We start from the raw sequence: 23,237 nt of genomic DNA, 5'->3' as shown, positions 1-23,237 counted from the left end.
AACAGAACAATGGCTCGATCAACCAGTTCCGAACTGCTGCTTTCCGCCATAGAACCGCGCATCAGATCAAATTTCGAGGTTTCTGCCGACGATCTGCGCCCGGCCGATGCCGTCTCATCCTGCTCGGTGCATCGCCGGCATATGTGCAGAGCGCCCTCGATCGCGCTGCCCTGAGCGCGAGTTCGGAATGGGCTGACAGCCGGAGGGTGAACGACTGGTGCGCCCCGCTGATGACGGAGCCCTCGGCCGTTACGCCGGCGCAGATAGAACGGAACCGATGTTGACCCGAGCGGTTAAGCGCGGCGACCGTACGGACCCAAGGAGAAGGATCTGTTCGTCCGGAACAGCTCGGAGTGACGAGGAATGGCGCGCCATTCCTACCGATTATCTCGGATTATTTTAGACCTTTGTAGATCAACGGCTTGGCCCATCATCCCGGATAGTCTTACACTACTATCACCGACGATCCGTCAGCTTCCGTTCGGAGTTCCTGTTACCCTTTGCGTGACAGCCGTTCGGCCACACGCTCAAGCTCCTCGTGCAAATCCTCGGTCCACAGATGACCACATCGCGCCGTCATCTGATGCTTGGCATGGCCTAGGATCCGGCTGAGGCCGTAGAGATCCCCACCGTCCTGCACGAACCAACTGGCGAAGCTGTGCCGCAGGTCATGGAAGCGGAAGTACTCGATCCCACCCGGCAGCAGGCTCCTCCGAACGCCTTCTTCAGGTCATCCACCCGCGATCCATCCGACTTGCAGAACAGGTAGGTGGAACGGGGGCGGCCACGTCCACGCTGATGCCCTGCGGAGACGTGCACGACGGCACCAGAGCGAAGCGGTGAGAGGTTGCCCGCTCTCGGCTCACCGGATGGTAAACTGTTGTGTCTGATCGGGGTAGATAGAAGGCCGTCCGCCTTTTCTGGCGTTCCTTCCCGGAAGCGGACCGGCGGCTTTCGGCCAGATTTCGCCTCAACCGATAACTGTCACTCGCAAAACCGTAGGGGTGGACGCCCCCTGACGGCATCGATGTGCCAGAGTGGAGGTGTTGCAACACCACTGCAGGAGGCGTCCATGGGTGAGGTTAGCACAGTCGGGATCGATCTGGCGAAATCAGTTTTCCAGGTTCACGGCGCGGATACGAGCGGTGTCGTCGTTTTCCGCAAGAAGCTGCGGCGTGATCAGGTGCTGACGTTCTTCTCGACACTTCCGCGTTGCGTGGTTGCTATGGAAGCATGCGCCAGCGCTCATTACTGGGCCCGTGAGATAGCTTTGGCAGGCCACGAAACGCGGCTCATCCCGCCAGCCTACGTGAAGCCGTTCGTGAAGCGGCAGAAGAACGACATGGCCGATGCTGAGGCGATCTGCGAGGCGGCGCAGCGGCCGACGATGCGGTTCGTTCAGGGAAAGAGCGCGCAGGCCCAGGCCTCCGCAGTGGTGTTCCGTACGCGCGACCTGCTCGTGCGTCAGCGGACCCAATTGATCAATGCACTGCGCGGGCACCTCACGGAGTTCGGGTACGTCGTTCGCCAAGGTGTCGGGCACGTAGGCCAGCTCGTGGCGATCGTCCGCGACCCCACATCTGACGTGCCGGCCGAGGCAAGGCCGGCCTTGGCCATCATTGCGGGCAGCCTGGAGGCGCTCCAGGCGCAGATCGCACTTCTCGACCGCGAGATCGCCCAACGCGCGAAGGACGATGCCGTGGCCAAGCGGCTGATGACGATACCGGGTGTCGGCCCGGTGATCGCGACCGCACTCGTGGCTCTGGCACCGGCCGCCAGTACCTTCCGCCGCGGGCGCGACTTTGCGGCTTGGCTCGGTCTCGTCCCGCGGCAACACTCCAGCGGCGGCAAGGAGCGGCTGGGGCGAACGACCAAGATGGGCGAGCGCAGCCTGCGACGGTTGCTGATCCTGGGCGCGAGTTCTGCGACCAAGGTCGCGGCGCGTGATCCCGATAAAGCTGGGGCATGGTTGGCCGGCATGCTGTCGCGCAAGCCGCGCATGCTGATCACCGTCGCCCTTGCGAACAAGATGGCGAGGATCGTCTGGGCCTTGATGGCCCATGGCGGCTCCTACAGAGCTCCGGCCACGGCGTGATCGCCACGGCCTGAGGCGTCAGGGAGGCAGGGAAGGTCAGTCGAGAGGTATGGCGCAACGGTCAGAAGACGGGGTCGGGAAAACCAGTGAATGGCCAAGCGCCTCGAGCGCGCCAAAGCGACTTGGACCCGATCCGCGCTCTCCATACAGGCCAGCAGCCGTGATGAAGGCTGCATCAACAGGCCGGACACACGGCAGCACCTGATCCTGCGCGCACAAATCTCTCCAACACCCCCTTGAATCCGATGGGGCGTCCACACACGGGCATTCGGCTTCGCGCTCGTCACGGCCATTCGGCGATCAGCGCCGGTATCCCGGAAGCGGACATCGTCTCGCGGTGGATGATGGTCTTCAGATGTACGCGAAGCATCGTTGAAGGTGTCGAGCAGAGGCGTGTGGCTGGGAGGATGCGCGTCGATCCGCTCGGAGAGCAGCGTCAGGCCAGCGGGCACAGCATGGTGCTCGGTTCCGATCCAGCTGACGGCGGCCGGGATCTGCGGGAAGTCGGTTCGATGGCAGGAGAGGTCACGCCTTGGGCCTCAAGAGCCTTGGCGCCTTCGGGTCGCAGACGTCGACCTGTCCGAGCGCCGGATGGCTGCTGCCGACGGTCGCTCACGCCCTCCCTTGAGGCCTCCCCCGCTTTGAGGATACTGGATACATAATCTCGTTCGGGAGAGGGGTCAGATGGCACGACTGAACGTCAACGGCGTCGTGCGTGAGGTCGATGCCGAGGCCGACACCCCGCTCCTCTGGGTCATCCGCGAGCAGATCGGTTTGACCGGCACCAAGTACGGTTGCGGCATCGCCCAATGCGGCGCCTGCACCGTGCATATCGACGGGGCGGCCGTCCGCTCCTGCTCCGTGCCGCTCTCGGCGATCGAGGCGGGGCAGAAGATCGTCACGATCGAGGGGCTAGCGCCGGATGCCCGCCATCCGGTCCAGCAAGCCTGGGCCGAGCTCGACGTGCCGCAATGCGGCTTCTGCCAGCCCGGGATGATCATGGCTTCGGCGGCGCTGCTGGCGCAGAACGCGCGTCCGAGCGAGGAGCAGATCCGCCAGGAGATCACCAACATCTGCCGCTGCGGCACCTACAACCGTGTGCTCGCCGGCATCAAGATCGCCGCCGAGCGCGGCCAGTCCGGCTGACGGGGGACGAGCAGATGAGCCTCGAATCCAAGGCCTCCCCGAAGGCTGCCCGCCCCAGCCGCCGCACGCTGCTCGCCGGCGCTGGTCTCTTCACCCTCGGCTTCCACATCCCGTTCCCCGCACGGGCTGCAACCCTCGACGCGGCGCCCACCGCGCCGGAGGTCAATGCCTGGGTCGTGGTGAAGCCGGACGAGACCGTGGTCATTCGCATCGCCCGTTCGGAGATGGGCCAGGGCACGCTCACCGGCCTCGCGCAACTCGTCGCCGAGGAGCTCGACTGCGACTGGGCCAGGGTCACCACCGAGTATCCGAGCCCGGGCCAGAACCTCGCCCGCAAGCGCGTCTGGGGTGATTACTCGACTGGCGGCAGCCGCGGCGTGCGCGATTCTCACGAGTACGTGCGAAGAGGCGGCGCCGCCGCCCGCACGATGCTCGTTGCCGCCGCCGCGAAGGGCTGGGGCGTACCCGCCGCCGAGTGCCGTGTCGAGCGGGGCGTGATCACCCACGGCTCCTCCGGCCGCAGCATCACTTACGGCGCCGTCGCCGCGGAGGCGGCCAGGATCGAGCCGCCGAAGGACGTGGTGCTCAAGGATCCGAAGGACTGGACCATCGCCGGCAAGCCGCTGAAGCGGCTCGACACCCTGCCCAAGCTCGACGGCAGCCAGGTCTACGGGATCGATCTCAAGCTGCCCGGCCTGCTCAACGCCGCGATCCGCGACTGTCCGGTGACCGGCGGCAGCGTGAGGAGCTTCGACGCCGCGGCTGTGTCGGGCATGCCCGGTGTCCGAAGAGTGCTCCAGGTCGGCGACAGCGCGGTCGCGGTGGTGGCCGACACGTTCTGGCGCGCCAAGACCGCCCTCGACGCCCTGCCGGTCGCCTGGGACGAGGGACCGAACGCGATGGTTTCCAGCGAGACCATCGCGGCGACCCTGCGCGAGGGACTCGACGCCGAGCAGGCCTTCGTCGGCAACAAGGCCGGCGATGTGGCCGGCGCCCTCAAGGGCGCCGCCAAGGTGGTGGAGGCCGTCTACGGCGTACCGTTCCAGAATCACGCCACGATGGAGCCGATGAATGCCACCGCGCTCTGGACGCCGGAGCGCTGCGAGGTCTGGACGCCGACGCAGAACGGCGAGGCGGCTCTGGCCGCGACCGCCGACGCCGCCGGGCTGCCGGCCACGTCGTGCGAGGTCTACAAGATCCATCTCGGCGGCGGCTTCGGCCGGCGCGGCGCCACGCACGACTGGGTGCGTCAGGCGGTGCTCATCGCTAGGGAGATGCCGGGCACGCCGGTCAAGCTGATCTGGACCCGCGAGGAGGACATGACGCATGGCCGGTACCACCCGGTCACGCAGTGCCGGATGCGCGCCGCCCTCGACGGGGACGGCAACCTGACCGGCCTGCACATGCGCATCTCCGGCCAGTCGATCCTGGCCTCGGTCGCCCCCCAGCGCATGGTCGAGGGCCGCGACCCGGTCACCTTCCAGGGTCTCAACCCCGGAGGTCCGGAGGCCGCGATCGGCTACACGATCCCCAACATCCTGGTCGACCACGCGATGCGCAACCCGCACATCCTGCCGGGCTTCTGGCGGGGCGTGAACCTGAACCCGAACGCCATCTATCTCGAATGCTTCATGGACGAGCTGGCCCACGCCGCCGGCCAGGACCCGCTCGCCTTCCGGCTGAAGCTGATGGACAACCACCCGAAGCACCGGGCCGTGCTGCAGGCGGTGGCCGAGCGGATCGGATGGGCCAGCAAGCCGCCCGAGGGGGTCTACCGCGGCATCTGCCAGACGATGGGGTTCGGGAGCTACGTCGCGGGCGCGGCCGAGGTCTCGGTCTCCGACCGGGGCGAGCTGAAGATCCACCGTATCGTGGCGGCGACCGACCCCGGCCACGCGGTCAACCCGCAGCAGATCGACGCGCAGGTGGCGGGCTCCTTCGTCTACGGTCTCTCGGCCGCGCTGTACGGCGCCTGCACGGTGAAGGACGGGCGCATCGAGCAGACGAACTTCGACAGCTATCCCGTGATGCGGATGGACGCGATGCCGGCGGTCGAGGCCATCCTGATGCCGTCCGGCGGTTTCTGGGGCGGTGTCGGCGAGCCGACGATCGCGGTCGCCGCGCCGGCCGTGCTCAACGCGATCTTCGCTGCGACCGGCAAGCGCGTCCGCCAGCTTCCGCTGAAGGACACGGATCTCCGCCGGGCATGAGGGCGATGACGCCGGCGCTCGCGCTGCTCGCCGCCCTCGCCGGGGGAACGGGCGCGGGCGCCGCCGAGATGCGGCCGCCGCCCGGCGCCTCGTCCTGCACCGGATGCCACGCCGAGGGCTCCGCGATGGGCGTGCTCGCGGGGCGGCCGGAAGCCGAGATCGTCGGCGCCCTCGAGGCCTTCCGGACCGGCGCGCGCCCGGCGACGCTCATGAACCGCATCGCCAAGGGGTTCGGCGCGCAGGAGAGCCAGGCCATCGCCGCCTGGTTCGCGGCGCAGGGATCGCGGTGATGCGCGCTCCTTCTCCGACCCGCCGCGCCCTGATCGGCGGAGCCGCGGCCGCCGCGCTGGCGCGCCCGGCCCTCGGTGGCACAGCGCCGCGCGTCGTGGTCGTGGGCGCCGGGTTCGGGGGTGCCACGGCGGCGCGCTGCCTCGCCGCGGGCGGCGTCGACGTGACCCTGGTCGAGGCGGCCGAGCGCTATGTCGCCTGCACGGGCAGCAACGCGGTCGTCGTTGGCCTGCGCGGGATCGAGGCCCAGACCTTCGGCTACGAGGCCCTCGGCCGGGCTCGGCTCCGCTTCGTGCGCGGAACGGCGGATGCGGTCGACCCTGTGGCGCGCCGGGTGACGCTCGGCGACGGCACAGTCCTGCCCTACGACCGCCTGGTGCTCTCGCCGGGCATCGCGCTGCGCTTCGACGCCGTGCCGGGCTACGACGCGAAGGCCGCCGAGGCGATGCCGCATGCCTGGAAGGCCGGGGCGCAGACGGTGCTCCTCGCCCGCCAGCTCGAGGCCATGCCGGAGGGCGGCACGGTGGTCCTCTCGGCACCCGCCAACCCGTATCGCTGCCCGCCCGGCCCCTACGAGCGCGCGAGCCTGATCGCGCATTTCCTGAAGACCCGGAAGCCGAAGGCGAAGCTCGTCCTGCTCGACGCCAAGGACACGTTCTCGAAGCAGAAACTGTTCGAGGCGGCCTGGGCGAAGCTGTACCCGGACGTGCTCGAATACGTGCCGCTCGCCTCGGGCGGTGCGGTCACGGAAGTCGACGCCGCCGCGATGGTCGTTCGCACGGACTTCGCCGAGTACAAGGCCGATGTGGCGTGCATCATCCCGCCCCAGCGCGCCGGCCCCATCGCGGCGCAGGCCGGCTGCGCCGACCGCAGCGGCTGGTGCCCGATCGATCCGGTGACCTTCGAATCGCGCCTCGTGCCGGGCATCCATGTCATCGGCGACGCGGCGATCGCAGGGGCGATGCCGAAATCCGCCTTCTCGGCGAACGCGCAGGCCAAAGTCTGCGCGCAGGCGGTGATCGACCTGATGGCCGGACGGGAGCCCGAGAGCCCGAGGCTCATCAACACCTGCTGGAGCCTCGTCGCACCGGGCAACGGCATCTCGATCGCGGGCGTCTTCCGCCCGACCGACGGACTCCTGGCGGACGTTCCGGGAGCCGGCGGTATCAGCCCCCTCGACGCGCCCGACGCGGTGCGCGCGCAGGAGGCGGCCTACGGCGAGAGCTGGTACCGGACGATCACCCGGGACGTGTTCGGATGAGGGAAGGCCGCGTGGCCGCCATGCTCGTGCTGGCAGTCGCCGCCCCGCCGGCGCAGGCCGGGGAGGGCCTGGTCCCCACCGCGATCGTCGGCGACGCCATCCCCGAGAGCCTGACCGGCGCGCCGGGCGATGCCGCGCGCGGCCGGGCCATCGTCGTGGACCGGACCCGCGGGCTCTGCCTTCTCTGCCATACCGGGCCCTTCCCGGAGGAGCGGTTGCAGGGCAACCTCGCCCCGGATCTCGCGGGCGTCGGCGGGCGGCTGGGCTCGGGTCAGCTGCGCCTGCGGCTGGTGGACGGACGGGTCTTGAACCCGGAGACGATCATGCCACCGTACTATAGCCTGACCGGGCTCACCCGCGTGGGGCGGCCGTGGCAGGGGCGGCCGATCCTGAGCGCGGCCGAGATCGAGGATGTCGTCGCCTTCCTGGCGACGCTGCGCGAGGCGGGTCCCGAGGAAGGTCGATGAGCAGGCACAGGAGTCGGAGCGCGCGTTCGATGGACCGGCGCGGTGTGCTCGCCGGGGCTGTCGGCACCGCGCTCGCCGTCGCGCTGCGCCCCGCCGCCGCGGCGACGCTCCCGCGCACGGAAACGACGGAATCCGCCATCCGACGCTTCGCGGGTGACAACCCGATCCGACCGGGCCGGGTGACCCTCGACCTGCCGCCGCTCGTGGAGAACGGCAACACGGTGCCGCTCACCGTCGCCGTCGAGAGCGCGATGACGCCCGAGGAGCACGTGCGCCGGATCGGGGTGTTCAACGAGAGGAACCCGCAGCCGAACGTCGTGACGGTCCACCTGCGGCCGGGCGCCGGCCGCGCGCAGGTCTCGACACGCATCCGGCTCGCCGACACGCAGCGCATCACCGCCATCGCCGAGATGAGCGACGGGACCTACTGGTCGGCGAGCGCCGATGCCATCGTGACCCTCGCCGCCTGCCTGGAGGGCTGACCCCGATGGCCCGCACGCTGATCAACCTGCCGAAGACCGCCGAGCCCGGCGACACGATCACGATCAGGACCCTGATCTCGCACCCGATGGAGACGGGCTTCCGCCCCGGTGCCGACGGCCGGATCCTGCCGCGCAACATCGTGACGGACTTCGTCTGCCGCTTCGAGGACGAGGAGATCTTCCGGGCCGAGCTGTTTCCCGCTTCGGCGGCCAACCCCTACCTGACCTTCACCTGGGTCGCGACGCGCAGCGGCCGCTTCAGCTTCACGTGGCGCGGCGATGGCGGCTTCGATCAGACCGAATCCGCGGCGATCACCGTGGCCTGAGTCTCCGCCGTGCCGCGCCGCTCGAGCTCCCCGCTGCAGACGGCGCTCGTGGCGCTGCTCCTCTCCAGCCCTCTCGCGCGGTCGGAGCCAGTCCCGCCGGCCGAGCGACGCTCGGGCTTCGACCAGATGAGCCCCGAGATCCAGGCGATGCAGCGGGACGACGGGGCCAATCCCGGCATGCTCGCGGTCGCGGACGGGGAGGACCTCTGGGCGAAGGCGCCCATCTCCGGGGGACTCGCCTGCGCCGGCTGCCACGGCGAGGCCTCGTCCACGATGCGGGGCGTCGCGGCACGCTATCCCGCTTGGGACGCGCGGACGGGCAGGCCCATCGACCTCCAGTCTCGCGTCAACGCGTGCCGCCGCGAGCATCAGGGCTCCGAGGCCCTCGCCTACGAGAGCCCCGACCTGCTGGCGCTCACGGCCTTCGTCGCCGTGCAGTCCCGCGGGCTGCCGATCGCTCCGCCGGACGATCCCCGGCTCGAGCCCGCGCGGGCGGCGGGTCGCGCGCTGTTCGAGACGCGCCAGGGCCAGCTCGGCCTGTCCTGCGCCATCTGCCACGACGACCATCGGGGTCACCGCCTCGGCGCAGCGATGATCCCGCAGGGACACCCGACCGGCTACCCGCTCTACCGCCTCGAATGGCAAGGTCTCGGCTCGCTGCAACGGCGCCTGCGCAACTGCCTCACCGGCATGCGCGCCGAGCCCTTCGGGTACGGCGCGCCGGACTATGTTGCGCTCGAACTCTACCTCGCGACGCGCGCCGCGCCGCTGCCGCTGGAGACGCCGGCCGTGCGCCCCTGATCGAGCTCGGACTGGCCACCGTTCGACGCCGCGCGCACCTCGTCGACCGCCGCGGTGACCCGCCGGACGGCCGAAGCGCGAACGCCTCAGCCACCAGTCGATCCACGACTGTGGCTCCAGCGGTCGAGCCAGCGCCGCGCTTCCACGGATTCGGCCCCGCGCCTACATACCCGGTATGCCGATCCTCCTGGCGCTCGGCGCCGCCCTGCTGTTCGGTCTCGTGTTCGGCCCCCAGTGGTGGGTGCGCCGGGTGATGCGGCAACACGCCACCGAGCGGCCGGACCTGCCCGGGACCGGCGGCGAGCTTGCCCGCCATCTGCTCGACCTGGCACGGCTCGAGCATGTTCCCGTCGAGATCGCGCAGGCCGACCACTACGATCCGGTCGCGAACGTCGTGCGCCTGTCGCCGGAGAACCATGAGGGCCGCTCCATCACGGCGGTCGCGGTGGCGGCACATGAGGTCTCCCACGCGCTCCAGCACGCGGCGGGAGACCGGCTGCTCGCGGCGCGGGTGACCTTCGCGCCGGTCGTGCAGGGCTTCGAGCTTGCCGCAGGCTTGGTGATGATGACCGCGCCCATCATGCTCGCCGTCATCAAATCCCCCGCCCTGCTCACCCTGCAGGTCGGGTTCGGCATCGCGCTCCTCAGCGTTCGCCTCGTGTTTCACCTCTTGACGCTGCCCGTCGAGCTCGATGCGAGCTACCGGCGGGCTCTGCCCATCCTGGAAACGGGCCGCTTCCTCGACGCTGACGACATGCGTGGCGCCCGCACCGTTTTGCGCGCCGCAGCCCTCACCTACGTGGCCTCGTCCCTCGTGTCGCTCGTGAACATCGCCCGCTTCCGGCGACTCCTCCGGTTCTGAGACCTACCAAACGCGCGTCCGCTCCTGCTCTGCTCGGCCGTGAGCGGGTTGCCTTCGATCAGCCAGCCTCTGTCACCACCGAACGACCGCTCGAACGTCTCGGAGGGGTGGCTTTGAGACGGTCTGGTCGCGGCCGAAGCTGCCGTGAAGCCGAACAAGCGTCGGAACTGCGCGTGGAACAGAGCTGCCGCGTCACGGCGCGCCCCGCGGAACGGAGACACTCGGCCCCGATCCGCGGCGTTCTCGAGCGCCTCACCTCACGCGGCGGCCGCGGCGAGCGTGCTCCGAAGCAGTTCATCGAGTTCGCCAGCGACGCGGTCGACCTGCGGATTCTCGAACTGGCCGAAGGTGCTGACCGGGCGGTCGTACTCGAAGGCGACGCCACCCTCGGAATCCTCACGCAGAAGCACCCGGATCGGCGCGTACAAGGCGGCAGAAACGGCGTGCCGGGTCATCGACGCGGCCGTCAGCGGGTTGCCGATGTCGTACTGGACGGCCTTGCGGCTCAACCCGGCGGTGCGCAGCACGTCGCCATGGTCTCGGGAGCCGAAGATCGAGAGCGGCGCCTGCCGTTCGAGGAGGTCGCGCGCCTCGTCCACTCGTCCAGCCTTCAGGAGCGTGGCGTAATCGAGGTCGATGACGGGCACCGAAGCCTCCAAGGCGGATCGGACCGCCTCGAAAGTCTTGGCCGAGGAAAGGGTGACGTGCTCGACCGCGATTTCGGTCGACGCGAAGTGGTCGGACATGATCTGATCTCCTGACTTCATGCAGCGGGCGGCTCGCCGGGCGGGCCTCGACTGCTCGTCCTCGGCCTGTCCGAGTGCTCGCTCAGTTCATGGCCTCAAGCGACCCGAGCTTGACCGTGTTCGTGTTGGCCTCGACCGCAACAGGCGCGTCGGGCAGCCACCGGACGACGCCCGCGGTCGCGAAGCCCCCCTGCTTGAGGACCTGCGCGGCATGCGTCGCGACGTCTCGGCTCCGATAGGCCACGGTGATGGTGGCGGGCGCCTTGAAGGGCTCGACGGAGGCGATGGCCGGCCGAGCCTCCTGCCAGCGCGTGAGGGCCGGTACGAGGTGACCACCCTGCGCACGGACGTCGGCGGCGCTCAGCGCGAGACCCGGCGTATGGTGGGCCGCGCCGATGACGGCGGGGACGGAGAAGGCGCCGTGCGCGGCGGTGTCGAGGGTCACCTCCGACGCGGCGGCCGGCAGGAGGGACGCCACGGTCATCGTCAGGGCGGCGGTGAGGGTGATGGTACGATGGGTCATCTCTCGATCCTCTCGGTGTGACGGGGTGGCCCGTCTTTCGATGAGGAGGAGATGCTGCCGGGAGGCGTATTCATCAAACAGATGCGGTTGATACCCAGTATCTACGCCGTAAATGATGGTTCGGTTTTCGACGGCCGCGATGGCGCGGCCGATGCGGCTCGGAAGCCTGATGGTCTCGCTCGGTCGGATGCCGCATTGTCCGGTCGCCGAGACCCTGGTCGCGAGCCACCGGCGGACCTGACCATGACGATCAAGCACCGTGACCTCGCGGGCATCGACCTGAACTTGGTCGTGGCGCTGGACGCACTCCTGACCGAGAGCAGCGTCACGCGCGCTGCCGCGAAGGTCGGCATCACGCAATCCGCCATGAGCAGCAGCCTTGCCCGCCTGCGCAGGCTCCTCGGCGACGAGCTCCTGACGCGCACGCCGGACGGCATGCGCCCGACACCGCGGTCGCTCGCCCTCCTCGAGCCGGTCCGCGCCGCCCTGCGCCAATTCCAGGGCATCGTCCTCCGGGAGGACGACTTTGCCCCCTCGCAGGTCGAGCGGTCCTTCACGCTCGCCATCCCCGGCAGCGTCGAGGTCCGTCTCATCCCGCGCCTGCTCGCGTTCCTCGCCTGCGAGGCGCCCGGCATCCGCCTGCACCTGGTCGGCCTCGATTACGGGAGCGTGCTGGGGGACCTCGACGCCGACAGGATCGACATGGCCGTCGGCATGATCTCCGAGGGCCAGGTCCACCACAAGGTGCGGCCCCTCTATCGCTTCGGCTTCCTGAGCCTGTTCAATCCCCGGCTGCTCGGCGTGAGCGGTCCGCTCTCGCTCGACGACTTCGTCCGCTTCCCGCACATCCTGACGTACCTGACCGGCGTCGGCCCGGGGGTGGTGGACAAGGCGCTCGCGAAGGTGGGCCGGACGCGGAGGCTGGCGGCGACGACGCCGCGTTTCGCCACCGTGCCGTTTCACGTGCAGGCCGCGCCCTTGATCGCCACGATGGCCGACGAGCTGGCCACCACCTTCGCGACCCAACTCGGCCTGGCGACGAGCCCCGTCCCGGTGCCGACCGGGGAGATCGTCATCTCCATGCTGTGGCACGCCTCCTATGACCGCGATCCCGCCCATCGCTGGCTGCGGGAGGTCATGGTTCGCCTGGGACGGGAGGCCGGTAGCGCCCGCGAAGACGCGGTGTAGCTCGTAGCCTCACGCCTCTCGGTCCCTGAGCCACCTTTCCGTTTGGGTGCCCCTGGAGGCAGCAAAGGCATCGACGACCCGGACAGGGTTGTCCTCGGCGATCCGATCTTCGAGATAAGGCGGGAACAGCGTCGTCTGATCGCGCTCGGCGCCGACAACGAACCGTTCCATGCCGCCCCCCGGGCGTGCCGGACAGAGCTACCACCATCGAGGTTTCGACACAGCCAGGGTCGCGACCGGAACGGCGGCATGGAGTGGTCTAGCGACGATCTGCTTCTACCACAGATTGGGCCATCCTGCTGGTTCGGCGTCGGGAGCCGATCAACGCGTTGCTTCTCCCGCTCAGTAGAAGGCTCGGGGATTCTCCGAAGATGGTCCGGTCTGTGCTTGCCCGTGCTGGCCACCCGATCGTGCCGGTTTCTGTCGTCGCGGGACGCGGACAGACGACGGGATCGCCCGAATGGAAGGGCGGCGCCCCTTCTTGTTCCACCCCGGTCCCCCCATGCCCGAATGCCTCGTCTTCCGCGTGCCCGCGCAGCATCCCGCCGACGTCTCCGAGGTGATGGGCCTCGTCGCCTCCGGGGCGGTGGACGCGACCGAGATCGTCGCGATCTTCGGCAAGACCGAGGGCAACGGCTGCGTGAATGACTTCACCCGGCAGCTCGCGGTGATGGCCCTGGAGACGGCGCTCGCCACCGCCCTCGGCTGTACGGCGGCGGAGGTCGGAGCGCGGATCGCCCTCGTCATGTCCGGCGGCACCGAAGGCGGGCTGTCGCCGCACTTCCTCGTCCTCGCCCGGCGTGAAGGCCCCGCGGTGCCGGAGGGCAAGGCGCTCGCCATCGGCACGGCCTTCACCCAGGAGTTCCGCGCGGAGGAGATCGGCCGGATGGCGCAGGTCGAGGCGACTGCGGCGGCGGTCGGCCGGGCCATGGCAGAGGCGGGGCTCACCGATCCCGCGGACGTGCATTTCGTGCAGGTGAAGTGCCCGCTCCTGACGAGCGCTCGGATCGCCGAGGCGGCCGCCCGGGGCCACGGCGTCGCCACACACGACACCTACGCCTCGATGGGCTTATCCCGCGGCGCCTCGGCGCTCGGCATCGCGCTCGCCCTAGGAGAGGTCGACCGCGAACATCTCGCGGATTCCGCCATCGGCACCCGACGCGATCTCTTCTCCGGCCGCGCCAGTTGCTCGGCGGGGATCGAGCTGATGCGCAACGAGATCATCGTGCTCGGCAACGCCCAGGGCTGGACCGGCCCGCTCGCCATCGCCCACCGGGTCATGGACGACGGCATCGACCTGTCCGCGATTCGGCGGGTGCTCACCGACCTCGGCTTCCTGGAGGCGGGGCAGTTGCCGCCTCCTGAGGCGGAGCGCGTGATCGCCCTGCTCGCCAAAGCGGAGCCCTCCCATGACGGCCTGATCCGGGGACGGCGCCACATCATGAACGACGACAGCGACATCAACGCCACCCGGCACGCCCGCGCCCTGGTCGGCGGCGTGGCCGCCGCGGCGATCGGCCGGACGGACCTCTTCGTCTCCGGCGGCGCTGAGCATCAGGGGCCGGATGGCGGCGGCCCGGTAGCGGTCATCGCCCGCGTGAGGGACTGAAGCCGGGAGCGGGGAAGCAGAAGTGCGCCCGCATTGCCGAGAGTCAGGGACAAAGCCGTTCGACCGGTGCCCTGCACCGGCCCTCTGCAACCGCCCGTTGGTGAAAATCAGGCTGCGAGAGTGGGCGCAAGGCCGCAACAGCGAAATCGGCCTGCGCATTCAAGGGCGATGAGGAACAGGCCAAGCCACGGGGACACGGCAGGAGCCATTTCGCCGCGAATTTTTCCCAAGAGAAGCTAGGCAGGCCGCCAGATGCAGCCAAGCGCTTGATTTTGTTGGCGCGCCCTACGGGAATCGAACCCGTGTTTTCGCCGTGAAAGGGCGACGTCCTGGACCGCTAGACGAAGGGCGCTCTGGCTGGGCCGGGGTTCTATAGTCGGACCGGAGACGCCCGGCAACCGTCCAGGCGCGGCACAGGTGCCACAGGTCCCGAGTTTGCAGGTCCTGAGGTCACAGACCCTGACACTGTCGGTCCTGGGTTTGACCGCGCACCGGGTTGGGGCGATGGAGAGCCATGCCCCAGCCCACCCCTCGCATGACCCTCGTCCTCGGCGGGGCGCGGTCTGGCAAGAGCGCCTACGCGGAGGGGCTGATCGAAGCCTGCCCCGGCCCGTGGCTCTATCTCGCCACCGCCCAGGCCTTCGACGACGAGATGGTCGACCGCATCGCCCAGCACCGCGCGCGGCGCGGCGGCGCCTGGCGCACCCGCGACGTGCCGCTCGCCCTGCCGGAGGCGGTCGCCGAGGCCGAGGGACCGGTCCTGGTCGACTGCCTCACGCTCTGGCTCACCAACCTGATCCTGGCGGAGGCCGACGTGGCGGAGGCGACGGCGCGGCTCATCGCTGCCTGCGCCGACGTCCCGGGCCCGCTCGTGCTGGTCGGCAACGAGGTCGGGCTCGGGATCGTCCCCGACAACGCCCTCGCCCGGCGATTCCGCGACGCCGCCGGCCGCCTCCACCAGCAGCTCGCCGCGCGGGCCGACCGGGTCGTCCTGACCGTGGCCGGCCTGCCGCTGGTGGTGAAGCCGCGAACCTCTGAGACAGGAGCCTCCGCATGAGCGACGACGCCGCGCGCCACCGCGAGAAGATGGAGAAGCGCAAGGCGGTCCAGGACGCCGAGGTCGCGGGCAAAACCCTCGAGAAGGGCCTGCTCCTCGTCCATACCGGCCCCGGCAAGGGCAAGAGCACGGCGGCCCTGGGGCTGATGCTGCGGGCGCTCGGCCGCGGCTGGCGGGTCGGCATGGTGCAGTTCATCAAGGGCGGCTGGGACACCGGCGAGCGCCACGCCGTGGCGGCCTTCGGCGAGAGGGTCGTGTGGCACACCCTCGGGGAGGGCTTCACCTGGGAGACCCAGGACAAGGCCCGGGACATCGCCGCCTGCCGCCACGCCTGGGCAGTCGCCGAGGGCCTGATGGCCGATCCCGCGATCCGCCTGCTCGTCCTCGACGAGCTCAACATCGCGCTGCGCTACGACTATCTCGACCTCGGCGCGGTGCTGGCCGCCCTGCGCGCGCGCCGGCCGGACCTGCACGTCGTCGTCACCGGCCGCAACGCCAAGCCCGCCCTGATCGAGGCCGCCGACCTCGTCACCGAGATGGGCAGCGTCAAGCACCACTTCGCCGCCGGCGTGAAGGCGCAGGAAGGGATCGAGTTCTGAGCCCGCCGCGCGCGACGGCGCCCAGGAAGGCCCTGATGATCCAGGGCACCGGCTCCGATGTCGGCAAGTCCCTGATCGTGGCGGGGCTCGCGCGCGCCTTCACGGAGCGGGGCCTGAGGGTCCGGCCGTTCAAGCCGCAGAACATGTCGAACAACGCCGCCGTCACCGCCGACGGCGGCGAGATCGGCCGGGCGCAGGCGCTCCAGGCCCGGGCCGCCCGGGTGACACCCTCCGTGCACATGAACCCGGTCCTGCTGAAGCCGCAGAGCGAGGTCGGCTCCCAGGTGGTCGTGCAGGGCCGGATGGTCGCCACCGTGAAGGCGCGCGACTACCAAGCCTGGAAGCCCCGGCTGATGTCCGCCGTCCTCGACAGCTTCTCCCAGCTCGCGGACGAGGCCGACTTGGTTCTGGTCGAAGGCGCGGGCTCGGCGTCGGAAATAAACCTGCGCGCGGGCGACATCGCCAATATGGGCTTCGCCCGGGCCACCGACACGCCGGTGGTGCTGGTCGGCGACATCGACCGGGGCGGGGTGATCGCGAGCCTCGTCGGCACGAAGGCGGTGATCGACCCGGCGGACGCCGCGATGGTCGCCGGCTTCCTCGTCAACCGGTTCCGCGGCGATCCGAGCCTGTTCGCCGACGGGATGCGGCTGATCGCCGAGCGGACCGGCTGGCCGGCGCTCGGCCTCGTGCCGCACTTCCCCGACGCCGCGCGCCTGCCGGCCGAGGACGTGCTGGGCCTCGCCGGCTCGGACCCGCGCGGGGCCGGCTCCGTCACGGTGGCGGTGCCGGTGCTGCCGCGCATCGCCAATTTCGACGATCTCGACCCGCTGCGGGCGGAGCCGAACGTGTCGGTGGTGCTGGTCCGGCCCGGAACGCCGATCCCCGCCGGGGCCGCCCTCGTGCTGCTGCCGGGCTCCAAGACCACGATCGACGACCTGGAGGCTTTCCGCCGGGAGGGCTGGGACGTCGACCTGCGCGCCCATGTCCGCCGGGGCGGCCGGGTGCTCGGCCTGTGCGGCGGCTACCAGATGCTGGGCAACAGCCTCGCCGACCCGCACGGGATCGAGGGGGCGCCCCGGACGGTGCCGGGCCTCGGGCTCCTCGCCGTCGACACCGTGATGACGCCGGAGAAGCGCCTCGCCGCCGTCACCGGCACGAGCCTGCCCGACGGCGTGCCGTTCGCCGGCTACGAGATGCATATCGGCGCGACGGAGGGCCCCGACGCGGACCGGCCGCTGCTGCGCCTCGCCGACGGGCGCCCGGACGGGGCGGTCTCGGCGGACGGGCGCGTGGCCGGGACCTACGTGCACGGCCTCTTCGCCGACGACGCCCAGCGGGCGGCGTGGCTCGCGCGCCTGGGCACCGCCTCGGCGGGCGCCGGCTACGAGGCCGGGGTCGAGGCGGCGCTGGACGGCCTCGCGCGACACATCGCGGCCCATGTCGACTGCGACCGCCTCCTGGCGCTTGCCCGGTAGGCGGGGCGCGGGCCAGGGATTACTCTGTGTTATGCCGGCCCCGCCACGAAGGGCCGCACGCCCCCGGAGGAACGCCCCATGCCGCCCACGCCGTCCCCCGCCGGGGAGGATCTCGCCGCGAGCACCGTCCGGACCGTGACCCTGCGGCTGATGCCGCTCCTCGGCCTGCTCTACCTGATCGCCTATATCGACCGGCAGAACGTCTCCTACGCCAAGCTGGAGATGGTCGGCAGCCTCGGCCTCTCCGAGACCGCCTACGGGCTCGGGGCCTCGCTGTTCTTTCTCGGCTACTTCCTGTTCGAGGTGCCGGCCAACGTCTTCCTGGAGCGGGTCGGCGCGCGGATCTGGTTCGCCCGGATCATGATCACCTGGGGGATCGTCACCGTCCTGCTGGGCTTCACCCAGGGCACGGCGATGTTCTACGTGCTGCGCTTCCTGCTCGGCGCCGCGGAGGCCGGCTTCTTCCCCGGCGTGCTGTTCGCCCTGACCCTGTGGTTCCCGCAAGCGCACCGGGCGCGGATGATCGGCTGGTTCATGATCGCCAGCGCCATCGCCAACGCGGTCGGTGCGGCGATCGGCGGCGCGCTGCTGGGTCTCGACGGGCTCCTCGGCCTCCAGGGCTGGCAGTGGGTGTTCCTGGCCACCGGCGCGCCGGCGATCCTCATGGCCGCGGTGGTGCTGTTCGTCCTGCCGGACGGCCCCGAGACCGCCCCCTGGCTGTCGCAGGCCCAGCGCGACTGGCTCGCCCGCACGCTCCGGGCCGAGCGCGAGGACGGCGGCCACGTCGACCACGGCAACCCGTTCGCGGCGCTCCTCGACCGGCGGGTGCTGATGCTCGCCGGGGTCTACGTTTCCCTGCCGCTCGCCGCCTACGGCCTGGGCTACTGGCTCCCCACCGTGGTCAAGGGCTTCGGCGTCTCGAACCTCACCAACGGCTTCCTCAACATCATCCCGTGGCTCGCCACGGCCTTCGCCCTGTGGTGGGTGCCGCGCCACGCCGCCCGCACGGGGGCGCAGGGCAACGCCCTGACCTGGCACGTGGTCGGGCCGGCGCTGGTCGGGGCGGCGGGCCTCGCGCTCTCCGTCGTCCTGCCGGGCAACGCCGTGAAGTTCGCCTGCCTGTGCGTGGCCGCGGCCGGGACCTTCGCCGCCCAGCCGGTCTTCTGGTCGATGCCCGGGACATTCCTGCGCGGTGCCTCGGCGGCCGCCGGGATCGCGGCGATCAATTCGGTCGGCAATCTCGGCGGCTTCGTCGCCCAGAACGCCGTACCGTTCATCCGCGACCAGACCCAGAGCGACCTCGTGCCGATGCTGTTCCTGGCCGCCTGCCTCGCCGTGGGGGCCGGCCTCATGTTCGTGGTGCTCTCCGCCCTGCGCCGCGACGCGGCGCGGCGGGCGGTGCCGACGGCCGCGAGACCGGCCTGAACACGGTCCGGATTCGTGCGTTATCCTTCCTCAGGCCGGCATGACCGGCAGGATGATGCAGACCCGCAAGCCCGCGGGCCATCGTCGAGGAGGGCACCGCGATGAGTCAGGGATTTCCGCTCATGATCCTCGCCTTCGGGACGCTCGGCGGCATCTGGTTCCTGGCCGCCGCGGCCCGGAAGCAGGTCGCCGACGCGAAGGGGAGCCCGGAGCGCTCCAGCGTGATCCACCACCACGGCGGCGAGCCGCGCCCGAACATGCAGGGCACCGAGCACTAGGAGAGCCGAGCACCGGGGCGGCCGCTCCCGCGGCGCAGCTGTCAGCCGGCGGCGATCCGCCGGCAATGGTCGAGGGCGGCGCCGATCAGGTTGTCGCTCGCCTCGGGCGTGCGGAACGCCGAGTGCGCCGACAGGGTGACGCTGGGCAGGTGCGCCAGCGGGTGATCCGGCGGCAGGGGCTCGACGGTGAACACGTCGAGCCCGGCCCGCGCCACGTGGCCGGTGCGCAGGGCCGCGACCAGGGCGTCCTCGTCGAGCACCGCCCCGCGGGCGGTGTTGATCAGCATCGCGCCGGGCTTCATCGCGGCGATCCGCGCGGCCGACAGGAAGCCGCGCGTCGCGTCGGTCAGGAGCAGGTGGAGCGAGACCACGTCGCTCTTGGCGAGCAGGCGGTCGAGCGGGACGAAGTCGACGCCGGGATGGGTCTTCGGGGTCCGGTTCCAGGCGAGCACCCGCATGCCCACGCCCCGGCAGAGGCGCGCCATCTCGGCCGCGATCCCGCCGAACCCGACGAGGCCGACGGTCTTGCCGGTGAGCTGGATCCCCTCGGTGCGCAGCCAGGATCCGGCGCGCATCGCCCGGTCCATCTCGGGCAGGCCGCGGGCGGCGGCCCACATCAGCGCGAAGGCGCACTCGGCGACCGCGGTGTCGCCGTAGCCCTTGATGGTGTGGACGGTGACGCCGAGGGCGTCCCGGAGCGCCTCCGGGTCCATGTAGCTGCGGGCGCCGGTGCCGAGGAACACGACGTGCTTCAGGCCCGCGCAGGCCCGGGCCACGTCGAGGGGGAGGGCGGTGTGGTCGATCACCGCGGTCTCGGCGCCGTCGAGGATCGCGGGCAGGTCCTGCGGCGCGATTCCGGGATCCGCGTGGACCGCGAAGGGCGGATCGTCCGGCCGCAGCAGCCGCCGGGCCACCGCCGCCAGGGTCTCGCTGGCATCCACGAACACGGCACGCATCGGCGTCTCCCTCATCCTGCCCCGTCCGGCCACGATGCGTCCGGTGCGCGGGCCGTGCCAAGGCCCGATCGGGAATTGCCGCCGTCTCTGCGAGCGGAGCGAAGCGATCCCGTCGGCGCCACGATCTCAGAGGTCGCGCGGCCCTGGCGCGCTTCGCTCCGCTCGCGAGGACGGCTCAGCCGGTGAGCGACAGGCAGAGCGCGAGGAGCGCCAGCACGAGCCCGCCCTGCAGCCAGCAGGCGGTGCGGTAGAGGGCCAGCGCCCGGGCGATGTCGTCGGCCGTGGCGGCGTCCCGGCCGTCGCCCATATGGGCGTCCGGGACGAGGGTGCCGTCATAGACCCGCGGCCCCGCGAGCCGCAGGCCGAGCGCCCCCGCCATGGCGGATTCGGGCCAGCCGGCATTGGGCGAGCGGTGCCGGCGCGCGTCCCGGGCCATGGCCCGGAGCGCCCCGCGCGCGTCGGCGCCGCGCAGGGCCGCCGCCCCGGCGATCAGCAGGCCCGCGAGCCGGGAGGCCGGCAGGTTCACGCCGTCGTCGAGCCGGGCCGCCGCCCAGCCGAAGGCGGCGTAGCGCGGGCTGCGGTGGCCGATCATGCTGTCGGCGGTGTTGACCGCCTTGTAGAGGGCGCCCCCCGGCAGGCCGAGGCAGCCGATCCAGAAGGCCGGCGCCACGATCCCGTCGGAGAAGTTCTCCGCCAGGCTCTCGATCGCGGCCCGGCAGACAGCCGCCTCGTCGAGGCGGTCGGGGTCGCGCCCCACGATCATCGCCACGGCCCGGCGCCCGGACTCGAGGCCGCCCGCGCGCAGGGCCGTCTCCACGGCGGCGACGTGCTGGTGCAGGCTGCGCTGCGCCGGCAGGCTCGCGCCGAGCAGGCCGAGGAGGAGCAGAGCGGGGAGGGGGCCGGCGAGCCCCGCCAGCGCCGCGACGGCGAGGGCGGCCAGGCCCACCGCGGTGAGGAGCAGCGCCAGCGCGAGGCAGCCGGCGACCCGCCGCCGGCGCGCCGAGCCGCGGTTGAGGCCGCGCTCCAGGGCGGTGATCAGCCGGCCGATCCAGGTGACAGGGTGACCGGCCGCCCTGTAGAGCGCGTCGGGATAGCCGGCCGCCGCCTCGATCCCGAGGGCGACGGCGAGGACGGCGAGCGTGTCGGCGAACGTACCGGGCAGATGGACCATTCGGTGTGGAGCGTTCCCGCGCGTGAGGCCGCCCCGATCGCGCATGGCGGCGATCTCGGCGGGCTCCGACAAGCCTTTCCCGACGCGCCGGAGCCCTGGCTCGACCTCTCGACGGGGATCAACCCGGTCCCCTATCCCGTGCCCGCGCTGGAGGCCAGCGCCTGGGCGCGCCTGCCCGAGGCCGCCGAGGTCCGCGCGCTCCGGGAGGCCGCCGCCGCGGCCTACGGCGCGCCGGACGCCGACCACGTCGTGCCCGCGCCCGGCACGCAGGTCCTGATCGAGACCCTGCCCCGGCTCCTGGCCCCGACCCGGGTCGCGGTTCTCGGGCCGACCTACGCCGAGCACGCCGCCGCCTGGGCGCGGGCCGGGCACGCGGTGGCGGAGGTCTCGAGCGTCGACGCCCTCGGCGCGGCCCGGGTGGCGGTGATCGTCGATCCCAACAACCCGGACGGGCGGACCCATCCCCTGGCCGAGCGCCGGGCGCTCGCCGCGGCGCTCGGCCGGCGCGGCGGCCTGCTCGTCGCCGACGAGGCCTTCGCCGACCTCGAGCCGGTGGAGAGCCTGTGCCCGCACGTCTCCGCACCGGACTCGGGGCCCGGCACCGTGGTGCTGCGCTCCTTCGGCAAGACCTACGGGCTCGCCGGCCTGCGCCTCGGCTTCGCGGTCGCCGAGCCCGGCACGGCGGCCCGGATCGCCGCGGCGCTCGGACCCTGGGCGGTGTCGGGCCCGGCCCTGGCGATCGGGCGCGCGGCCCTGTCGGACGCGGGCTGGCGCGTCGAGGCCGCCCGGGCCCGGGCCGCGGATGCGGGCCGCCTCGACCGGATGATCGCCCGGGCCGGCGGCCGGGTCGTCGGCGGCACCTGCCTGTTCCGGACCGCCGATTTCCCCGACGGGCCGGACCTCTACCGGCGGCTGGCGGCGGCCGGCATCGCGGTGCGGCGCTTCGCCGGGCGCCCGGAGCGCCTGCGCTTCGGGCTTCCGCCCGACAGGGCGGGCTGGTGTCGGCTGTCGCGGGTGCTCAAGTAGGCCGAGCCCCCGGCGGGTGCGGGTCGCGGGCCGCCACGAGCACGGCCAGCGCCGAGAAGGCGAGGCCGACCGCGCAGACGCCCGGCCAGCCCACGAGCAGGAAGGCCTGCGAACCGGCATAGGCGCCGAGCGCCCCGAACACGAACAGGGTGGTGAACAGCACGGTGTTGATGCGGCCCCGCGCGCCCGGGACCAGCGCGTAGGCCCGGGTCTGATTGGCGATGAGCGCGCCGTTCATGCCGATGTCGATGAGCAGCACGCCGAGCGCCACCGCGGCGAGCGACCACGTGCCCCCGCCCCACAGGACCACGAAGGACAGGGCGACCAGCAGGCTGCCGCCGAGGACCACGGGCTTCGCGCCCCGGCGGTCGGTGAAGCGGCCCGAGATCGGCGCCACGAAGGCCCCGCAGACGCCGATCACGCCGAACAGCCCGGCCCCGGCGGCGGTGAGGCCGAAGGGCGGCGCCTCGACCAACAGGGCCAGGGTCGCCCAGAAGGCGTTGAAGCCCGCGAACAGCAGCGCCTGCGACAGGCTCGCCGTGCGCAGCACCGGCTGCGTGCGGGCGAGGTGGAGGATCGACAGCATCAGGGCGCGGTAGCGCAGCGGGTGCGTCTGCACCGTGTGGGGGAGGGTGGCCCGCGCGATGCCTGCCATGGCGAGCGCCAGCACGGAGGCGACCAGGAAGACCGGCCGCCAGCCGAGATGCGCCCCCAGGAAGCCGCTCGCCGTGCGGGCGAGCAGGATGCCGGTGAGGAGCCCGGTCATGACCTGGCCGACGATCCGCCCGCGGCTCGCGTCCGGGGCGAGCTCGGCCGCGAACGGGACCGCCTGCTGGGCCGCGCAGGACAGCACGCCGACCACCAGATGGGCGAGCGCGAGGCAGGCGAGGTTCGGCGCGAGGCCCACGGCGAGCAGGGCCAGGGCGAGGCCGAGGCACTGCCCCACGATCAGGGCGCGGCGCGGCAGGGCGTCGCCGAGCGGCACGAGCCCGACGATGCCGAGCCCGTAGCCGACCAGGGCCGTGGTCGGCACCCACAGGGCGGCGCGGTCGCCGAACTCGGCCACGATCAGGCCGAGCAGCGGCTGGTTGTAGTAGATGTTGGCCACGGCCCCGCCGGCGATCAGCGTCAGGCCGAGCCGGGCCTTCGCGTCGAGGGGTGCGGTCACGGCCGGGTCGGGGGCAGGCGGGTGGGCCGCCGCGGGAGAGCCATGGTCGGGTCCGTGTGGGGAGGGCGATCGGAG

At 71.6% G+C, this 23,237-nt stretch carries 25 protein-coding genes and 1 tRNA gene; 18 read left to right on the top strand and 8 right to left on the bottom strand.

What is annotated here, in order from left to right; translation table 11 throughout:
- Nucleotides 1–493: 493 nt before the first annotated feature.
- The gene (locus ACX9MN_RS17765) at nucleotides 494–640 is read right to left on the bottom strand and encodes a hypothetical protein (protein WP_234080782.1); all 147 of its coding nucleotides are present in this window, start codon (nucleotides 638–640) and stop codon (nucleotides 494–496) included.
- A 432-nt stretch (nucleotides 641–1,072) separates the two neighbouring features.
- Here ACX9MN_RS17765 and ACX9MN_RS17760 point away from each other — a divergent pair, with 432 nt between their 5' ends.
- From ACX9MN_RS17760 to ACX9MN_RS17715, 10 genes are all read left to right on the top strand, one after another.
- Complete coding sequence (locus ACX9MN_RS17760; RefSeq protein ID WP_020096599.1) at nucleotides 1,073–2,095, top strand: IS110 family RNA-guided transposase; 1,023 nt, start codon at nucleotides 1,073–1,075, stop codon at nucleotides 2,093–2,095.
- 684 nt (nucleotides 2,096–2,779) lie between these two features.
- Nucleotides 2,780–3,241, top strand: a complete 462-nt coding sequence (locus ACX9MN_RS17755; protein WP_020095607.1) for a (2Fe-2S)-binding protein — start codon at nucleotides 2,780–2,782, stop codon at nucleotides 3,239–3,241.
- Between the two features lie 14 nt (nucleotides 3,242–3,255).
- A complete protein-coding gene (locus ACX9MN_RS17750; RefSeq protein WP_020095606.1) occupies nucleotides 3,256–5,451 on the top strand; it encodes a xanthine dehydrogenase family protein molybdopterin-binding subunit in 2,196 nt (731 codons plus the stop codon).
- A 5-nt stretch (nucleotides 5,452–5,456) separates the two neighbouring features.
- Entirely contained in the window at nucleotides 5,457–5,741 is a 285-nt protein-coding gene (locus ACX9MN_RS17745; protein WP_020095605.1) for a c-type cytochrome, read from the top strand.
- Complete coding sequence (locus tag ACX9MN_RS17740) at nucleotides 5,741–7,000, top strand: NAD(P)/FAD-dependent oxidoreductase (RefSeq protein WP_020095604.1); 1,260 nt, start codon at nucleotides 5,741–5,743, stop codon at nucleotides 6,998–7,000. The genes ACX9MN_RS17745 and ACX9MN_RS17740 overlap by 1 nt, the downstream gene beginning before the upstream one ends.
- Before the next feature lie 20 nt (nucleotides 7,001–7,020).
- Nucleotides 7,021–7,467 (top strand): sulfur oxidation c-type cytochrome SoxX, encoded by a 447-nt coding sequence (soxX, locus tag ACX9MN_RS17735; protein WP_331327687.1) that lies wholly within the window; start codon nucleotides 7,021–7,023, stop codon nucleotides 7,465–7,467.
- Nucleotides 7,468–7,496: 29 nt separating this feature from the next.
- Nucleotides 7,497–7,949, top strand: a complete 453-nt coding sequence (locus tag ACX9MN_RS17730; RefSeq protein ID WP_020095602.1) for a SoxY-related AACIE arm protein — start codon at nucleotides 7,497–7,499, stop codon at nucleotides 7,947–7,949.
- Nucleotides 7,950–7,954: 5 nt separating this feature from the next.
- Complete coding sequence (locus ACX9MN_RS17725) at nucleotides 7,955–8,275, top strand: thiosulfate oxidation carrier complex protein SoxZ (RefSeq protein ID WP_020095601.1); 321 nt, start codon at nucleotides 7,955–7,957, stop codon at nucleotides 8,273–8,275.
- A 9-nt stretch (nucleotides 8,276–8,284) separates the two neighbouring features.
- Nucleotides 8,285–9,076 (top strand): sulfur oxidation c-type cytochrome SoxA, encoded by a 792-nt coding sequence (gene soxA, locus ACX9MN_RS17720; RefSeq protein WP_020095600.1) that lies wholly within the window; start codon nucleotides 8,285–8,287, stop codon nucleotides 9,074–9,076.
- 175 nt (nucleotides 9,077–9,251) lie between these two features.
- The gene (locus ACX9MN_RS17715; protein WP_020095599.1) at nucleotides 9,252–9,938 is read left to right on the top strand and encodes a zinc metallopeptidase; all 687 of its coding nucleotides are present in this window, start codon (nucleotides 9,252–9,254) and stop codon (nucleotides 9,936–9,938) included.
- Between the two features lie 257 nt (nucleotides 9,939–10,195).
- On the opposite strand, the gene ACX9MN_RS17710 is transcribed toward ACX9MN_RS17715, so the two are convergent.
- Together ACX9MN_RS17710 and ACX9MN_RS17705 are read right to left on the bottom strand one after the other, a co-directional pair.
- The gene (locus ACX9MN_RS17710) at nucleotides 10,196–10,684 is read right to left on the bottom strand and encodes a DUF302 domain-containing protein (RefSeq protein ID WP_020095598.1); all 489 of its coding nucleotides are present in this window, start codon (nucleotides 10,682–10,684) and stop codon (nucleotides 10,196–10,198) included.
- A gap of 82 nt (nucleotides 10,685–10,766) precedes the next feature.
- The gene (locus ACX9MN_RS17705; protein WP_020095597.1) at nucleotides 10,767–11,207 is read right to left on the bottom strand and encodes a hypothetical protein; all 441 of its coding nucleotides are present in this window, start codon (nucleotides 11,205–11,207) and stop codon (nucleotides 10,767–10,769) included.
- Nucleotides 11,208–11,450: 243 nt separating this feature from the next.
- Here ACX9MN_RS17705 and ACX9MN_RS17700 point away from each other — a divergent pair, with 243 nt between their 5' ends.
- Nucleotides 11,451–12,395 carry a LysR family transcriptional regulator gene (locus ACX9MN_RS17700; RefSeq protein ID WP_020095595.1) on the top strand — a complete coding sequence of 315 codons (945 nt, stop codon included), beginning with the start codon at nucleotides 11,451–11,453 and terminating at the stop codon, nucleotides 12,393–12,395.
- A 9-nt stretch (nucleotides 12,396–12,404) separates the two neighbouring features.
- Here the strand turns inward: ACX9MN_RS17700 and ACX9MN_RS17695 are convergent, their stop codons facing one another.
- Nucleotides 12,405–12,566, bottom strand: coding sequence for a hypothetical protein (locus ACX9MN_RS17695; RefSeq protein WP_020095594.1), 162 nt, complete (start codon nucleotides 12,564–12,566; stop codon nucleotides 12,405–12,407).
- Between the two features lie 331 nt (nucleotides 12,567–12,897).
- Between ACX9MN_RS17695 and atzD the strand changes: the two genes are divergently transcribed.
- Nucleotides 12,898–14,004 carry a cyanuric acid amidohydrolase gene (atzD, locus tag ACX9MN_RS17690; protein WP_026605312.1) on the top strand — a complete coding sequence of 369 codons (1,107 nt, stop codon included), beginning with the start codon at nucleotides 12,898–12,900 and terminating at the stop codon, nucleotides 14,002–14,004.
- 276 nt (nucleotides 14,005–14,280) lie between these two features.
- On the opposite strand, the gene ACX9MN_RS17685 is transcribed toward atzD, so the two are convergent.
- A tRNA-Glu gene (locus ACX9MN_RS17685) sits at nucleotides 14,281–14,356 on the bottom strand.
- 162 nt (nucleotides 14,357–14,518) lie between these two features.
- Between ACX9MN_RS17685 and cobU the strand changes: the two genes are divergently transcribed.
- The 5 genes from cobU to ACX9MN_RS17660 all read left to right on the top strand — a co-directional run bounded on the left by cobU (nucleotide 14,519) and on the right by ACX9MN_RS17660 (nucleotide 18,841).
- Nucleotides 14,519–15,061, top strand: coding sequence for a bifunctional adenosylcobinamide kinase/adenosylcobinamide-phosphate guanylyltransferase (gene cobU, locus ACX9MN_RS17680; protein WP_026605311.1), 543 nt, complete (start codon nucleotides 14,519–14,521; stop codon nucleotides 15,059–15,061).
- A complete protein-coding gene (gene cobO, locus ACX9MN_RS17675; RefSeq protein WP_020095591.1) occupies nucleotides 15,058–15,660 on the top strand; it encodes a cob(I)yrinic acid a,c-diamide adenosyltransferase in 603 nt (200 codons plus the stop codon). Before cobU ends, cobO begins: the two co-directional genes overlap by 4 nt.
- A 35-nt stretch (nucleotides 15,661–15,695) precedes the next feature.
- Nucleotides 15,696–17,138: a cobyric acid synthase gene (locus ACX9MN_RS17670; RefSeq protein WP_020095590.1), complete on the top strand. Its 1,443-nt coding sequence runs from the start codon at nucleotides 15,696–15,698 to the stop codon at nucleotides 17,136–17,138.
- A gap of 78 nt (nucleotides 17,139–17,216) precedes the next feature.
- The gene (locus ACX9MN_RS17665; protein ID WP_020095589.1) at nucleotides 17,217–18,563 is read left to right on the top strand and encodes an MFS transporter; all 1,347 of its coding nucleotides are present in this window, start codon (nucleotides 17,217–17,219) and stop codon (nucleotides 18,561–18,563) included.
- A gap of 101 nt (nucleotides 18,564–18,664) precedes the next feature.
- The gene (locus tag ACX9MN_RS17660) at nucleotides 18,665–18,841 is read left to right on the top strand and encodes a hypothetical protein (RefSeq protein WP_010687019.1); all 177 of its coding nucleotides are present in this window, start codon (nucleotides 18,665–18,667) and stop codon (nucleotides 18,839–18,841) included.
- Between the two features lie 41 nt (nucleotides 18,842–18,882).
- Here the strand turns inward: ACX9MN_RS17660 and ACX9MN_RS17655 are convergent, their stop codons facing one another.
- Complete coding sequence (locus tag ACX9MN_RS17655) at nucleotides 18,883–19,797, bottom strand: NAD(P)-dependent oxidoreductase (RefSeq protein WP_020095587.1); 915 nt, start codon at nucleotides 19,795–19,797, stop codon at nucleotides 18,883–18,885.
- Nucleotides 19,798–19,972: 175 nt separating this feature from the next.
- Nucleotides 19,973–20,968 (bottom strand): adenosylcobinamide-phosphate synthase CbiB, encoded by a 996-nt coding sequence (gene cbiB, locus ACX9MN_RS17650; protein ID WP_020095586.1) that lies wholly within the window; start codon nucleotides 20,966–20,968, stop codon nucleotides 19,973–19,975.
- Here cbiB and cobD point away from each other — a divergent pair.
- Nucleotides 20,960–21,994: a threonine-phosphate decarboxylase CobD gene (gene cobD, locus ACX9MN_RS17645; RefSeq protein ID WP_051123785.1), complete on the top strand. Its 1,035-nt coding sequence runs from the start codon at nucleotides 20,960–20,962 to the stop codon at nucleotides 21,992–21,994. The genes cbiB and cobD overlap by 9 nt on opposite strands.
- Here cobD and ACX9MN_RS17640 read toward each other — a convergent pair.
- A complete protein-coding gene (locus tag ACX9MN_RS17640; RefSeq protein WP_020095584.1) occupies nucleotides 21,987–23,162 on the bottom strand; it encodes an MFS transporter in 1,176 nt (391 codons plus the stop codon). The genes cobD and ACX9MN_RS17640 overlap by 8 nt on opposite strands.
- Nucleotides 23,163–23,237 lie beyond the last annotated feature (75 nt).

It is taken from the genome of Methylobacterium sp. 1A, assembly GCF_058072805.1.
This window is presented reverse-complemented; position numbering and strand designations above follow the sequence as displayed.